We start from the raw sequence: 12873 nt of genomic DNA on the forward strand, positions 1-12873 counted from the left end.
CGAACTCGGGCGGGTTCGGTCGCCGACAGCCCCGTTGATGAAACGGTCGAGTTGACCCGTCTAAAATCGGTTATCGAACACCACGAAACGGGTCTGGATGATGAACAACCCGTCTCATAGCAGCGCTTCTCATCACAACTCCGTCCGAATCGTCTCGAGATCCCGCTCGTCGTGTCCACAAAGCACGATGGCGTCGCTCCGGCGTTGTTCGTCCTCGAGGAAGCGTCGACTCTCGGTCCACGCTCGTTTGCTCCAGAGGAGGTCGCCGCCCATCGGGTGGCCCTCGTCGTAGTTCTCCCGGGTATAGGCCTGATCGCCCGCGAGGATCACGGTTCCGACACCGTCGAGATCGAGTCGAACGCCAAGTAATCCGGGCGTATGGCCGGGAAGGTGGAGGAACTCGAGGTCGACAAAGTGCTGTTCACGGTCACCGTGGACGACCCGCCAATCGAGTTCCCTGTCGAAGTCAGCGGCGACGTACGCGTCGCTTCCCGCGTCCGTTTTCGCGCTGTAGTAGGCGAACTTGAGTTCGCGTTCGTGGACGAAAATCGGCGTCTCCGTTCCTTCGAAGGCGTAGAGCCCGCCGGCGTGGTCGAGGTGCAGGTGCGTCTGGATTACGTAGTCAATGTCCCCGACGGCGAATCCCGCAGTCTCGAGGTCGTCCTCGAGCGGTCGAAGCCCGGTGTGTTCGAACGCCGCGTACAGTTCGTCGGGCCAGTGGCCGGTATCCGCCTCGGGATGGGAGCCCGTATCCCAGAGGATCGTCCCCTCCGGGTGTTCGATGACGAGGTTGTACACCGGTCCGTCGGCCATCACCGTCTCGGGGTTCGGGTTCGCTTTCGAACCCACCGTGTGTCCCTCGAGAATGTTGTTGGCGTCGGTCGTTATCGTTCCGCGCTCGAGCAGGTGAACGTTCGCTTCGACCATACGTCGACAACGGACATCGTTCTGAAATACCTGTGGAGACCGGTATTGTGCGAAATCGACAGTGACTCAGGAAATTTCGGGGTTGCATACGCCGGCTTCAACCCTTTGTATCGCTTTCCTGAATGTATGATGTGATCAAAATTTCCACGCTCGTGATCCTTCTCGGGGTCGTCTTTTTGCTCGTTCCGATTCCGCCGATCGCGACGATTGCGGGAATTGTCACTATTCTCCTCGGACTCGTTCTCAGGTTCGTCGGCGGAATCTGAACCGAAATCGCTTCGAGTACGGACCTGATCGAACGGCGACTCGAAGACGTTCTCGGCACGCAGTCCGGTCTGAGGGCGTGTGATAACTCGGAAACACCTTATCGTTTCGCGCGGCGTGGACGGAATCACTCGTGGCGGCGCTTCCGCTAACGCAATCGAACACATGACTATTAACCGTTCGAGCGGTAAGTAGCGATAAGAGGTATTTCCTTCAATATGTCACGTAATTCCGGTCTTCGGGGTGGTGAACAGTGAACCCGTCTCGAGTCGATTTCCTGGTCGACCTCGCATACGGTGTGATGATTTTCGTCTCGATCGCGCTCATCAACTTCGTCGGAACCGAGGTCGGTATCGCGTTCGGGCTCGGCGTCTTGATCTCCTACGTCATCCACGTCGTCTGGAAGATGGCTCGGTTCGATCCGGAGTGGATGACCGCAGAGGTCACCCAGAACGTCGAGGAGACGCTCACTCGAGAAGTCGACGAAGTCATCGACAAACTCGAGTCGGTGAACGAACGTGTCGATAGACGACCCCGAACGGAAGAGGTCGAGGAGACTGTCGATCAGAAGGTCGACGAGACGGTAGACGAGACGGTCGAAGAAACCGTCGATGAGAAAGTCGACGAGACGGTCGAAGAGACGGTCGTCGAAACGGTAGACGAGACGGTCGAGGAGAAAGTAGAGAAGACGGTCGACGAGAAGGTCGTCGAAACGGTAGACGAGACGGTCGAAGAGAAGGTCGAACAAACCGTCGACGAAAAGGTGGACGAAACGGTAGACGAGACGGTCGAAGAGAAGGTCGAACAAACCGTCGACGAAAAGGTGGACGAAACGGTAGACGAGACGGTCGAAGAGACGGTCGACGAAAAGGTGGACGAGACCGTCGAAGAAAAGGTCGAGGAGAAAGTCGAGAAGATAGCGACCGAGGACGAGCCGCTGGCTGGCGACGACGACTCGGAATCGGATTCGACGAACTGACTCGAGCAACCGATTCGAACGAATCGAGGGGTGATCTGACCACCGTTCGTTCGACTGACTGTTGCCAACTCGTGGACGAGTCGCAGTATGCAGGCCATGCTGGTTTTACCGTCGTCGGCAGAGAAGCGGGTATGTCAGAACTCGACCGGCGAACGATCGTCAAAGCGCTCGGAATGAGTATTCCGCTCAGCGGACTCGTCAGTCCGTCCGTCTTCGCTCAGGACGACGAAAACGGAAACGAGAGCGACGACAACGGCGACGACACCGATAACGGCGACGAGCCGGATTACGGCGAGTGGTTCGACGACGTCGACAACTACGAGGAGACCGAAGACGAACTCGACGAGGACGAGGTGACCGTCGAGGTCGGAGCGGGGGACGACGGGTTCGCGTTCGAACCACCCGCGATTCGAATTTCCGAAGGGACGACCGTCGTCTGGGAGTGGACGGGAGAGGGCGGCCAGCACGATGTCGTCCACGATCCCGAAGCAGAGAACGACGAGGACATCGAGGATGCAAGCGACGCCGACGAACCCGAGTTCGAAAGCGAGCTTACGGACGAAGAGGGCCACACCTTCGAACACGAATTCGACGAGGCGGGGACGTACCTGTACGTCTGTACCCCCCACCAGACAGTCGGTATGAGAGGTGCGGTCGTCGTCGAAGAAGAGTGAGGAAAAGCCATTTCTCGGAGACTGCGGCCGATGCGGTTACGGTTCCACATTTATAGGCGATTCCGGACACTCGAGTCGTATTCGCTCGTTCGAGGCGTCAGAGCAAGTGTCGACACTCCTTGAGCGGCGGGAACCAGAGCGTCTCTCCGCTCCCTTCGTCTCGAACTGCAGGGTGAAAGGTGTCCCAGTCACGGACTAGCGGCGACTGGAAATCCCGCCCGCGCATCCCGTTTACCGTCGCCCCGCGAGCGAGTCGGGTGAACGCGGGACAGACGAGCACGTCCGCCCCGTCGTACACGCCGGGACCGTAGAGGAAACACGGCAGTTTTCGTCCGTCGACCGAGAGCGCGGGGTGGTCGTGGCCGACGATGTAGCGCTCGGCCGTCGACTCCGGTTCCTCGTGGCCGTGACAGACCACCGTCTCGTCGTCCTCGAGTCGATACTCCCCGGGAGCGGTTCCGTCGTAGACTTCCTCGAGCATCGTGTCGTGATTACCCGGCGTGACGACGAGCGACGCGCCGAACGCGTCGATCAGCTCCCGCATCTCGCCTAGGTCGGTTTCGACGCCGCGTGGAATCCGATCGAACGAGTGCAGGAGGTCGCCCGCGACCACGACCGTCGAGGGATCGTGGGACTCGAGCAGTCGCTCGAGACGGGAAATGCTGTCGCCCGAATCCTCGAGCGGTACCTCGACTCGCGAAGCCGCTCCTTTTCCCAGATGCAGATCGGCGATGACGAGCGCGCCCGCGCCCGGAACGAAAACCGAGCGCGTGGCAAGCGAAAACTCAGTCTCCACCATCGGTCGTCTTGTCCACGTTGACTGCCTCCTCGAGGTCGTACTCGTTCCCCGAGAGGATAAAGAGTACCTCCTCGAGGGGCCCGAGGATTTCGGGTAGGATCTTGATGAGGAGGTAGGTAATGCCCAGTAGTGCGATGACCGAACCAACCTGGGAGAGGTAGTTGTGCGCGACGAGATATGAGACACGATTGGCCTCCGCACCCATGTAAGTCGTCATAATGTGGACGATCGTATCCTGCTGGAACCAGCCCCACGGCGAGGCGAGGCCGATGAAGACGTTCCGGACGAGGTTGAGGAACCAGATGACGCCGATAGCGATGGCGAACGCGATCGCTTTCCGTTTGAGCGGCGCTTTCACGGCGGCGATGAGGCCGCCGAAGATGGCCATACTCCCGAGTCCGGTACAGGCCATGACGATGTAGGTCGTCCGACCCGTGACGGTTTCCTCCGAGTCGAAGTCAAAGCGGCTCTCGTAGCCGTTGCTCCCTTCGACGATTCCCGGACTGTGACCGAGCAGTTCCATGCCGTAGTGGGTCTGGGCCGCGGTCGTCTCGATCAACCAGGCGCGAACGAACGGGATCGTCTCCGCGGGCAGGTAGATTAGCCCCATGATCGCGACGGCTTTCGAGAGCAACAACAACGACTCTCGACCGCCGACGAGCAGATACGCCGTATACGCACACAGCGGGAGCGCAACGAGCGCAAGTATCGTTTGTAGCGGGCTCTGGATCTCGTAGTAGTAGTGGGGTGCCATCAACAGCCAGAAGAACCCGAACAACACCCACGCCGTCGCGGCGACGTGGCGAGCGGGGTCGATCGCGCCGCGCCACTGGAGGACAAAGGCCAGGACGAAAATTCCGATCGCCGCCCACGCGAGCAGATCCACGAGCGTGATCGAGCCGGCGATCGTCACCTGCGTCAATTCCGTAATTGCCGGAGTCACCGTCGCCGGATTCGCGGCCTCGAGGCCGGCGCTCGAGTCGAACGTACCGGCCGTCGAAGAGCCAGTCGTCGCGGGGAGAGACGACATATTCACGTCGAAGTGACGGACTCTCGCGCTATCAACTTGACGAAAGGGGAGCCGCGCTGTCGCCCGGTTGCCGAATTTGGGTATGGCGGTCGCTTCTCGAGTCGAGGGTAGCGACGGTTCTCGAGGAGCGAACGACTCGTTTTCTGAGTGCGAGGTGCGACACGGTGATTTATGCCCGCTGTGTGTCACTGTCTGGTATGGTTCGTCCAACCTACGACTACGGCGACTCGACGGTCGTCATCACGGGAGCGAGTTCGGGGATCGGTCGCGAGATCGCGCGTCGGTTCGGTGCCTGCGGGGCGACCGTTCTCAACGGCGATATCGAGCGCGACTCGAAAGATGGCGAGACCCCCACGGACGAACTGCTCGAGAACGGTCCCGGAACCGGCGTCTACGTTGAGACCGACGTGACCGAACGCGAGTCGCTCGAGTCGCTGGTCGAGGCGGCTCGAGAGCACGGCGGCGTCGACGTGATGATCAACAACGCCGGGCTCCAGATTCCGAAGCCGATGGCCGAGGTCACGCCCGAGGAGTTCGACCGCATTCACGGCGTCAACTCGAAGGGAGCGTTTTTCGGAACGCAGGTCGCCGCGGCGGACATGCTCGACCGGAACGACCCCGGAACGATCATCAATACGGCCTCGATCAGTTCGAATCACGCCCAGTTCGAGCAGGTCCCGTACGATTCGTCCAAGGGCTCGGTTCAGATGATTACTCGAGGAGCCGCCCTCGAGTACGCCGAGCACGGAATCAGGGTCAACGGCGTCGCGCCGGGCCAGATCGCGACCGAGTTTACCGACGGCTGGGCCGAACAGGCTCGAGAAAAGGCCGAAAACGACGAGTTGCTCAAACCGGTCCCGCTGGGTCGGGCCGGAACGCCCGAGGACGTCGCGGGAGCCTACCTCTTCCTCGCGAGCGACGACGCCGCCTACGTCGCGGGCGAACTGCTCCACGTCGACGGTGGTTGGCAGATCTGCTGAGCCTCGAGCGAGACGTTTAGGGCCCGTCTCTCGAGTCGTTGATTCTCCCTCGAGTTGGTCTGTCTCGGTTCGATTAGTCTGCACTCGGTTCGATTAGTCTGCACTCGGTTCGATTAGTCTGCACTCGGTTCGATTAGTCTGTTCTCCGCTCGGGTCCCGAATCAGTCCAGTTGCTCGCTGGTTTCGGCGTGCTCTTTCGAGAGCGAGACGTACCGTTCGGCCGTCTCCGCGAGTCTCGAGCCCTCGATTTCGGTTTTCGGTTCGGCGGGCGTTCCCGCGACGAGCGTCGACGGCGAGACGTCGGTTCCTTCCGTCACGACGCTTCCCGCCGCCACGACGGCCTTCTCGCCGACGTGCGAGCCGTCTAGCACGACCGCGTTCATCCCGACGAGCGCGCGTTCGGCGACCGTCGCGTTGTGGACGATCGCGCTGTGTCCGATCGTCGAGTAGGGCTCGAGTTCGGCGTCTTCGTGAAGGACAGCGTTGTCCTGAACGTTCGCGCCCTCCCCAACGACGATCGTCCCGTGATCGCCGCGCAAGGTCGTGTTCGGCCAGACGCTGGCGTCCGCTTCGATCACGACGTCGCCGATGACGACCGCGGCGTCGTCGACGTAGGCCGAGTCCGCGATCCGGGGCTCCGTGCCGTCGAACGAGCGTATCATACGTAGGGCTGTCTCGAGAACGGGCTTGAAAGTGCCCATTCCTGTCGCGTCGGTTGCGGATTTCGGCAGGCGAACTCCGCCCGCCCTGCTACTCGTCCGAAAGTCGTTCGGAGAGGTCGTCGAATCGGTTCTGGGCTTGCTCGCGGCGCTCCCGTTCGTCTTCGGCTCGATAGGTCGTCTCGAGGATCGAATCCTCGTTCGCGCGGACTTCGAAGACGGCACCCTCGTGTCGGCCGTCGTCGGGAAGCTCCTCGATCGGGACGGTCCGCTCCTCGGTTACGGATTCGCCTTCCTCGAGCAGGAGTACCGCCGTTTCGCCGTCGACGATCCGGTCGAGGACGGCCGTGTAGCTCGGAGACATTACTCGAGTAAAGCACCTCCAGCGACATCAATCGGTGGTCGTCCGTTCGCGGAGGCGCTTCCATCACCGACATCGACCATCGGGGATTTCACCCTCATCCCTCGCCCTCCGATTTCTTCTCGAGCAGATCCTCGGGGTCGCTCGAGCCCTCGTGCTCGGTCGAAACGGCGCTCGATTCGCCGTCGGTCGTCACGACCACGTCGCCGTGGACGCCGGTCCAGTACGTTTCGATTTCTCGGTCGCCGAACTCCTCGAGCACCTCGTCGTGCGGGTGGCCGTACTGGGATTCCGCCGCGCTCGAAATGATCGCAATCTCGGGTGCGCTGGCGTCGAGTTTCGGCTCCGTCGAGGAGGTCGACGAACCGTGGTGGCCCGCCTGGTAGACATCGCTCTCGAGGTGGTCGCCCCACTCCTCGGCCATCCGCTCTTCGGCGTCTTCCTCGGCATCGCCCGTCGTGAGATACGAGAACTCGCCGAATTCGATCGAGAGGGCGACGCTGTTGTAGTGGAGGTCGGTCCCCGAGTCTCCCTCGGGCGGGTTCAGGAACGAGGCCTCGAGCCCGTCGTCATCGACCGGAAGCTCGTCCCCTTCCGCGACCTCGAACAGTTGCACGTCGTATTCCTCTATCGCGTCGAGGTAGTTGTCGTAGGTTTGGCTCGTGTGTGCGACGCCGGAATCGTAGGCGGCACCGACGCCGCCGCCGTCTTCTTCGAAGTGTTCGATGACCGCCGCGTGGCCCCCGATGTGATCGGCGTGGCCGTGGGTCGCCACCAGGTGGTCGATACGATCGACGTCGCGATCTTCGAGGTACTCGATAACCTCGGAACCGTCGCTTCGCCAGTCGCCGGTATCGATCAGGATCGTCTCCTCGTCGGGCGTAAGCAAGAGCGTGGCGTCGGCCTGACCCACGTCGATGTGATGCAGTTCGAGCGTTCCCTCGGCATCGACCGACGACGGCGAGATCTCGTCGTCCGTCCCCGGAATGCTGGTACAGCCGGCAAGAACGAGCATCGCCGCCACGGCGAGAACGAGTAGCACGCGTCTCAGAGAGGTCATAGCGGGAGAACGGTGCGGGAAAGTAAGGTCGTTGTGGGCCCGGCCGCGAGCGCCGGGGTCGCTATCGATCAGCGGATGGCACTCGATCAGTTCTTCGGATCTGCCGGTAATCGCGTGAACGACCACGGACGGGTGACCCGTGGAACTCTCGCTGTTTGCTTTAGAACGCGCCGCCCTCGAGGCTCTTGTCGGCGTGTAACTCGCTTTTCAGGGCGTCGTGGACCTTGCACAGTTCGTCCGCGCGCTCGAGGACATTCTCGGCCGTTTCGTCGTCGACGTCGGCCGCAACTCGGATGTCGAACGAGATGGACTCGAGTTTGTCGTCGTCGTTTTGCTCGCCGGTCAGGTCGATCTCGATCTGGCCCATGTCTTCGACCCCGCGTTGTTCTCCGCCGACGCGGAGCGCCGGGACGTAACACGAGCCGTACGCGGCCAACAGGGCCTCGAGCGTATCCGGGGCGTCCTCTCCGGTCGCGTCGATCGTCGTCTCGAAGTCGCGGATTTCGTTCGTCGCACTGAATCCTTCCTCGGAGGTCGTGGTAACTGTTTTCGACATCTCACTGGGACGGACAACAGCCGAAGGTGTAAACGTTGGCCTCAGTCAGCTACCGCTTCACAAACGAGGCCGGAAAATCCAACGGTCGTCTCTCCCCGTTTCGTGGCGTTGTTCCGGCACTCGCGGATTCGAATTCGTCGCTCGATGGGTAAAATAGCGGGCCCACGAGTGACCGTCCAGCGAACGGGGGACAATTCAGGGGCGAGCGAAAACTCGGTAGCAGTTACGCTCCGTCTGTTACCCGTTCAATTCGAACGGTTCGTCCGCCTCGAGCGCGTGGACCTCGGCGTCGCTTCCGGTCGCCGCTACTTCGCTCGCGAAGTCTTCGGGATCCTGTTCGATCGGCGGGAACGTGTCGTAGTGCTGTGGGAACGCGTAATCGACGTCGAGCCAGTCGACCGCGATGGCGGCCTGCCACGGCCCCATCGTGAAGTGATCGCCGATCGGAACGGCGACGGCATCGGGCTCTAAGTGCGGGCCGATCACGTCGCGCATCTCGGTCATGAGTCCGGTATCGCCGGTGTGATAGAACGTGGTCGAATCCTCTCGCGGGCTCTGCCCGCTCGAACTTTCCGCGGAACTTCGTTCCGCGTCCACCTGCGTCGGCTTCGTATCGGAGATGATGAAGCCACCGGGCATCCCCACGTCGTACTCGTAGTCGGTCATCACGCCGTTCGTATGATCCGCTCGGTGCATCGTCACGGAGGCGTCGCCGCACTCGACGGTTCCGCCGATGTTCATTCCCATGCCGCCGACGGCGTCTTCGAAGCCGAACTCCTCCTCGGCGTAAGACACCAGTTCCGGCGTCGCCACGAGCGTCGCATCGGAGAACGCTCCCGCGTGGGCGATGTGGTCTGCGTGCCCGTGTGTCAACAGGACGTAATCCGGCGTCTCGAGGTCCGACGGCTCGAGATCGGTCTTCGGATTGTCGAAAAACGGGTCGATTAGCAACTCCGTCTCCCCGACGGTGACGTGCCACGTCGAATGGCCGTGCCAGGTGACTTGCATAACGTTCGGGCTATTGTCTGACGATGACTTAAATTTGGAGGCGATCAGGGCCGTCGACCGGCAGAAAACAGCGGGAGGTCATCGGAGTCACGATCAGGGCCCGACCGCCCGCACTTCTCTCTCGGGATGCGTGTCGTTTTTTACCCGGCGCTCGTAGCACGACCATGCTCACGCTGAATCTCGAGGAGTTCATGGTGGAGTTGAACGACGGATCGATCAAAAACGTCGGCGCGGCCAACAAGTCGGCGACCGTCAAACTGTTCGAAGTCGAGTCCGCCGAGGCCCGAGAGTTCGGCGACAAACGCGTCAAGCTCGTCCTCGAGGACGACGACGGCAACGAGGTGCAGGTGTCGCTGTTTCCGGAGCAAATCCGAAAGATCGTCAGCGACGTCGAGGAACTCGAAGCGGACTCGCCGGTCTTCGAGTAAGACATCCGAATAGCTGTCCGCCGAACGACCGGTGTCGAAACGTGATCGTCCCCGTTCGTTCCGAAGTTGGTACTGTCGTTGATCGGCGACCGTCCGGTCCAGCCACTCGTTCGAAGCGCCACTATCGGCGGGATGGAGCTGAAACACCAATATCCGCCGAAGAGCGTCTGATATGGGGACATTCTGGATATGAGTGCGAAAAACGCCCCCGCGACGATCGCGGACGCATTTCGACAACAGTTTTAGGCCGAACCTGCTTGATGCGAGTAGATGGGTAACTGTATCATCTGCGACAAGCCCGTAGACGGCTTGGTCTGTGAGGCCCACGAGGAGGACGTCGCCTTCGAGTTCGAAGGTACCTCTGCCTCACAGCTCTCGCCCGGTCGGTTTTACCGGGGCACCGTCGACGGGTACGCTGACTTCGGCGTCTTCGTCGATGTCGGCGATCACGTCACCGGACTGTTGCACAGAAGCGAACTCGATCAGCGACTCGAGAGTCTCGATTGGGAACCCGGGGACAGCGTCTACGTTCAGGTTCTCGACGTCAGAGACAACGGAAACATCGACCTCGGCTGGTCGATCAGACAGCAAGACCGCGATTTCCGCGGGAAACTGATCGAAACCGCCGACGACGAACTCCTCCCCGAGGAGTTCGAGGACGAGAGCTCGGACGAGGCCGCAACGGACGAATCTTCGACCGACGAGTCAACGGAGACGTCTTCGGTCGACGAACCAACGGAGACAACGGCGTCGCCGTCCGAAACGAGTTCCGAACCCGTCACGAACGGGAACGGCTCGGCGGCAACCGAAACCGGATCATCCGAAACCGAATCGTCCGAGACGACCACGAGTCCGACCGAAACGGCCGCGACAACCGAAGGGGCCGGAGCGGTCGATTCGGTCGCGGAATCTGCCGACGAAGTCGAAGCGGATGAGGAGGAGGACGACTCCGATTCCGACTTCGAATTCGGAACCGAACCGTCGCTGAACCGAACGACGGTCGACGCCATCGAGTCACAGGTCGGCAGTATCGTCCGACTCGAGGGCGAAATCACCGGCATCCGCCAGACGTCCGGCCCGACCGTCTTCGAGCTTAGCGACGAGGCTGGAACCGTCGAATGCGCCGCGTTCGAGGAGGCAGGCGTCCGCGCCTACCCCGACGTCGAACTCGATGACGTCGTCGCCCTCGAGGGCGAAGTCGAACGCCACCACGGCGACCTACAGGTCGAGACCGAGGCGCTCGAGATCCTCACGGACGAGGAACGGGAGACCATTCTCGAGCGACTCGAAGAAGCGATCGAACAGGAAGCGCGTCCGTCGGTACTCGAACTGGTCGACGACCACGAGGCCGTCTCGGTCGTCGAAGACGACCTCTTCGAGGCCGCAACGGAGATCCGCCGCGCGGTAATGGAATCGCGCCCGATCGTCGTTCGCCACCAAGCGACCGCGGATGGTTACATCGCCGGCGCGGCGATCGAACGCGCCGTCTTGCCGTTGATCCGCGAGAAACACACCCGCGACGACGCGGTCTATCACTACTTCGAGCGACGGCCGCTCGAGGGGCGCGTCTACGACATGGACGCGGCGACCGACGACGTTACCTCGATGCTCGAGGCGCGCGAGCGACACGGCGAACAGCTCCCGCTCGTCGTCCTCGTCGACGCCGGTTCGACCGCCGAATCGGCCGACGGCTACGACCTCCTCTCGCTGTACGATACCGAGTCGATCGTCATCGACGACAGTCGCGCCGACGAGGAGATCACCGACGCCGTTTCGCTGGCGGTCGCGCCGTCGCTCGCCGATGCTGACGTCTCCGACCTCACGTCGACGGCGCTCAGCGTGAACGTCGCCGCCGCGGTCAACGACGACGTTCGAGGCGACCTCGAGCACCTTCCTGCGGTGAGCTACTGGGAGGACGTTCCCGACTCGTATCTCGAGCTCGCGACCAACGCGGGTTACGACGAGGAGACCCTCGCCGAACGCCGCGAAGCCATCGCGCTCGAGGCGTTCTACCAGTCGTACAAGGACAAACGCGAACTCGTAATCGACCTGCTGTTCGACGACGACGGCGACCTCGCAGCACACGTCTCCGAACAGTTCCGCGACAAACTCGAGACCGAACTCGAGGCCGCCTCGGAGAACCTCTCCGCTCGCGGCGTCAACGGCGTCACGGTCTCGATTCTGGACACCGGCTCGTTCACTCACCGGTACAACTTCCCGACGACGAAGTTGTTGTTGGATGCGCTTCACCGACGCGAGCGAACGCGGACCGATCCGCCGTTCGTCACGCTCGGCGTCGGCGACGACGAACTCCACGTCCGGTCGACAGAAGCGTTGGACGTTCGGGAACTCGGCGACGAAATCGCCGAACGCGTTCCCGACGCAGGCGTTTCGGTCGTCGGCGGTCGCGACGGCCACGTCGAGTACCTCTCCGGCGAACGCGACGCCGTCAAAGAGGCCGCACTCGAGACGCTCGGCGAGACGCTCGCCTAAACTCGGATCACTCGTCCTGCCGTTCGGCAATGAATCGGAAGAAACATCTTTCGTCGTCGCCCGAGAAGTCTCATCCATGAGTGACGATCCGGCGATGCGAGTCCGTGAGAACATCACGGAGATCACTTCGATGATCGTCACTGGCCTGTGGCTGGGGCTATTGCTTGGGCAGATTGGCGGACAACTCTGGCTCCCCGTGATGCTGGTCGGCTACATCGTCGTCGTTCCGCTGGTCGCGCTGTTGTTCGGCGACGAAGCGGACAAAGCGGAGTGGTGGGACGACTGGTGGGGAGACGAATCGTGGGAGGAATGGTGGAGCGGCGAGTCGAACTCGAGCGACGACGTACCCGAAAAAGCGGATCGGCGCTCCGCGCGCGAACCGACTCCGAAGCCGGACAACCGCGAGGCCCTCGAGACTCTCCGCGCCCGATACGCGGCAGGTGAACTGACCGACGAGCAGTTCGAACAAAAACTCGAGCGGCTGCTCGAGACGGAGACGCTCGAGGACGTCGAGCAGTGGCGCGGATCCGAAGACGACGGTCGAAATCGTGATCGAGATCGCGACCGCGACCTCGAGTACGAGACGTAGCGGTGGATCAGTAAAACGGGAGACGGACAAATCGGGTTCGTTCGGGGGCCCGAGTCGAAACGAGGC

Annotated in this window: 15 protein-coding genes; 7 read left to right on the forward strand and 8 right to left on the reverse strand. The window is 61.8% G+C overall.

Features of this window, described 5'->3' with window-relative positions; translation table 11 throughout:
- Positions 1–132 precede the first annotated feature (132 nt).
- Positions 133–927 (reverse strand): N-acyl homoserine lactonase family protein, encoded by a 795-nt coding sequence (locus ACZ5C7_RS12050; protein WP_464376550.1) that lies wholly within the window; start codon positions 925–927, stop codon positions 133–135.
- Positions 928–1049: 122 nt separating this feature from the next.
- On the opposite strand from ACZ5C7_RS12050, the gene ACZ5C7_RS12055 reads away from it, so the two are divergent.
- The 3 genes from ACZ5C7_RS12055 (at position 1050) to ACZ5C7_RS12065 (ending at position 2844) form a co-directional block, all read left to right on the forward strand.
- Positions 1050–1193 carry a transporter gene (locus ACZ5C7_RS12055; RefSeq protein ID WP_464376551.1) on the forward strand — a complete coding sequence of 48 codons (144 nt, stop codon included), beginning with the start codon at positions 1050–1052 and terminating at the stop codon, positions 1191–1193.
- Positions 1194–1444: 251 nt separating this feature from the next.
- Positions 1445–2170: a hypothetical protein gene (locus tag ACZ5C7_RS12060; protein ID WP_464376552.1), complete on the forward strand. Its 726-nt coding sequence runs from the start codon at positions 1445–1447 to the stop codon at positions 2168–2170.
- Between the two features lie 131 nt (positions 2171–2301).
- Positions 2302–2844, forward strand: coding sequence for a halocyanin domain-containing protein (locus tag ACZ5C7_RS12065; RefSeq protein WP_464376553.1), 543 nt, complete (start codon positions 2302–2304; stop codon positions 2842–2844).
- Between the two features lie 97 nt (positions 2845–2941).
- Here ACZ5C7_RS12065 and ACZ5C7_RS12070 read toward each other — a convergent pair whose 3' ends face one another.
- Together ACZ5C7_RS12070 and artA are read right to left on the reverse strand one after the other, a co-directional pair.
- Positions 2942–3643 (reverse strand): metallophosphoesterase, encoded by a 702-nt coding sequence (locus ACZ5C7_RS12070; protein WP_464376554.1) that lies wholly within the window; start codon positions 3641–3643, stop codon positions 2942–2944.
- A complete protein-coding gene (gene artA / locus ACZ5C7_RS12075; RefSeq protein ID WP_464376555.1) occupies positions 3630–4673 on the reverse strand; it encodes an archaeosortase A in 1044 nt (347 codons plus the stop codon). The genes ACZ5C7_RS12070 and artA overlap by 14 nt, the downstream gene beginning before the upstream one ends.
- A gap of 197 nt (positions 4674–4870) precedes the next feature.
- Between artA and ACZ5C7_RS12080 the strand changes: the two genes are divergently transcribed.
- Positions 4871–5653, forward strand: a complete 783-nt coding sequence (locus ACZ5C7_RS12080) for an SDR family NAD(P)-dependent oxidoreductase (RefSeq protein WP_464376556.1) — start codon at positions 4871–4873, stop codon at positions 5651–5653.
- A 161-nt stretch (positions 5654–5814) separates the two neighbouring features.
- On the opposite strand, the gene ACZ5C7_RS12085 is transcribed toward ACZ5C7_RS12080, so the two are convergent.
- From ACZ5C7_RS12085 to ACZ5C7_RS12105, 5 genes are all read right to left on the reverse strand, one after another.
- A complete protein-coding gene (locus ACZ5C7_RS12085; protein ID WP_464376557.1) occupies positions 5815–6315 on the reverse strand; it encodes a gamma carbonic anhydrase family protein in 501 nt (166 codons plus the stop codon).
- 88 nt (positions 6316–6403) lie between these two features.
- On the reverse strand, positions 6404–6676 hold the full coding sequence (locus ACZ5C7_RS12090) for a DUF3006 family protein (RefSeq protein WP_464376558.1): 273 nt from the start codon (positions 6674–6676) through the stop codon (positions 6404–6406).
- Positions 6677–6770: 94 nt separating this feature from the next.
- Complete coding sequence (locus ACZ5C7_RS12095; RefSeq protein ID WP_464376559.1) at positions 6771–7733, reverse strand: ComEC/Rec2 family competence protein; 963 nt, start codon at positions 7731–7733, stop codon at positions 6771–6773.
- A 160-nt stretch (positions 7734–7893) separates the two neighbouring features.
- Entirely contained in the window at positions 7894–8289 is a 396-nt protein-coding gene (locus ACZ5C7_RS12100; RefSeq protein WP_464376560.1) for an OsmC family protein, read from the reverse strand.
- A gap of 237 nt (positions 8290–8526) precedes the next feature.
- Positions 8527–9297, reverse strand: a complete 771-nt coding sequence (locus ACZ5C7_RS12105) for a metal-dependent hydrolase (protein ID WP_464376561.1) — start codon at positions 9295–9297, stop codon at positions 8527–8529.
- A 164-nt stretch (positions 9298–9461) separates the two neighbouring features.
- Between ACZ5C7_RS12105 and ACZ5C7_RS12110 the strand changes: the two genes are divergently transcribed.
- The 3 genes from ACZ5C7_RS12110 (at position 9462) to ACZ5C7_RS12120 (ending at position 12807) form a co-directional block, all read left to right on the forward strand.
- Positions 9462–9725, forward strand: a complete 264-nt coding sequence (locus tag ACZ5C7_RS12110) for a hypothetical protein (protein WP_464376562.1) — start codon at positions 9462–9464, stop codon at positions 9723–9725.
- Between the two features lie 270 nt (positions 9726–9995).
- Positions 9996–12218 (forward strand): DHH family phosphoesterase, encoded by a 2223-nt coding sequence (locus tag ACZ5C7_RS12115; protein ID WP_464376563.1) that lies wholly within the window; start codon positions 9996–9998, stop codon positions 12216–12218.
- Between the two features lie 76 nt (positions 12219–12294).
- The gene (locus ACZ5C7_RS12120) at positions 12295–12807 is read left to right on the forward strand and encodes an SHOCT domain-containing protein (RefSeq protein ID WP_464376564.1); all 513 of its coding nucleotides are present in this window, start codon (positions 12295–12297) and stop codon (positions 12805–12807) included.
- Positions 12808–12873: the final 66 nt, after the last annotated feature.

The organism is Halostagnicola alkaliphila (assembly GCF_055379965.1).

What these genes read in the sequence shown, in the direction of transcription:
- ACZ5C7_RS12050 (WP_464376550.1), bottom strand. Translation starts at nt 927, where the DNA reads ATGGTCGAAGCGAACGTTCACCTGCTCGAGCGCGGAACGATAACGACC.
- ACZ5C7_RS12115 (WP_464376563.1), top strand. Translation starts at nt 9,996, where the DNA reads ATGGGTAACTGTATCATCTGCGACAAGCCCGTAGACGGCTTGGTCTGT.
- ACZ5C7_RS12090 (WP_464376558.1), bottom strand. Translation starts at nt 6,676, where the DNA reads ATGTCTCCGAGCTACACGGCCGTCCTCGACCGGATCGTCGACGGCGAA.
- ACZ5C7_RS12065 (WP_464376553.1), top strand. Translation starts at nt 2,302, where the DNA reads ATGTCAGAACTCGACCGGCGAACGATCGTCAAAGCGCTCGGAATGAGT.
- ACZ5C7_RS12100 (WP_464376560.1), bottom strand. Translation starts at nt 8,289, where the DNA reads ATGTCGAAAACAGTTACCACGACCTCCGAGGAAGGATTCAGTGCGACG.
- ACZ5C7_RS12080 (WP_464376556.1), top strand. Translation starts at nt 4,871, where the DNA reads ATGGTTCGTCCAACCTACGACTACGGCGACTCGACGGTCGTCATCACG.
- artA (WP_464376555.1), bottom strand. Translation starts at nt 4,673, where the DNA reads ATGTCGTCTCTCCCCGCGACGACTGGCTCTTCGACGGCCGGTACGTTC.
- ACZ5C7_RS12055 (WP_464376551.1), top strand. Translation starts at nt 1,050, where the DNA reads ATGTATGATGTGATCAAAATTTCCACGCTCGTGATCCTTCTCGGGGTC.
- ACZ5C7_RS12120 (WP_464376564.1), top strand. Translation starts at nt 12,295, where the DNA reads ATGAGTGACGATCCGGCGATGCGAGTCCGTGAGAACATCACGGAGATC.
- ACZ5C7_RS12070 (WP_464376554.1), bottom strand. Translation starts at nt 3,643, where the DNA reads ATGGTGGAGACTGAGTTTTCGCTTGCCACGCGCTCGGTTTTCGTTCCG.
- ACZ5C7_RS12110 (WP_464376562.1), top strand. Translation starts at nt 9,462, where the DNA reads ATGCTCACGCTGAATCTCGAGGAGTTCATGGTGGAGTTGAACGACGGA.
- ACZ5C7_RS12105 (WP_464376561.1), bottom strand. Translation starts at nt 9,297, where the DNA reads ATGCAAGTCACCTGGCACGGCCATTCGACGTGGCACGTCACCGTCGGG.
- ACZ5C7_RS12095 (WP_464376559.1), bottom strand. Translation starts at nt 7,733, where the DNA reads ATGACCTCTCTGAGACGCGTGCTACTCGTTCTCGCCGTGGCGGCGATG.
- ACZ5C7_RS12085 (WP_464376557.1), bottom strand. Translation starts at nt 6,315, where the DNA reads ATGATACGCTCGTTCGACGGCACGGAGCCCCGGATCGCGGACTCGGCC.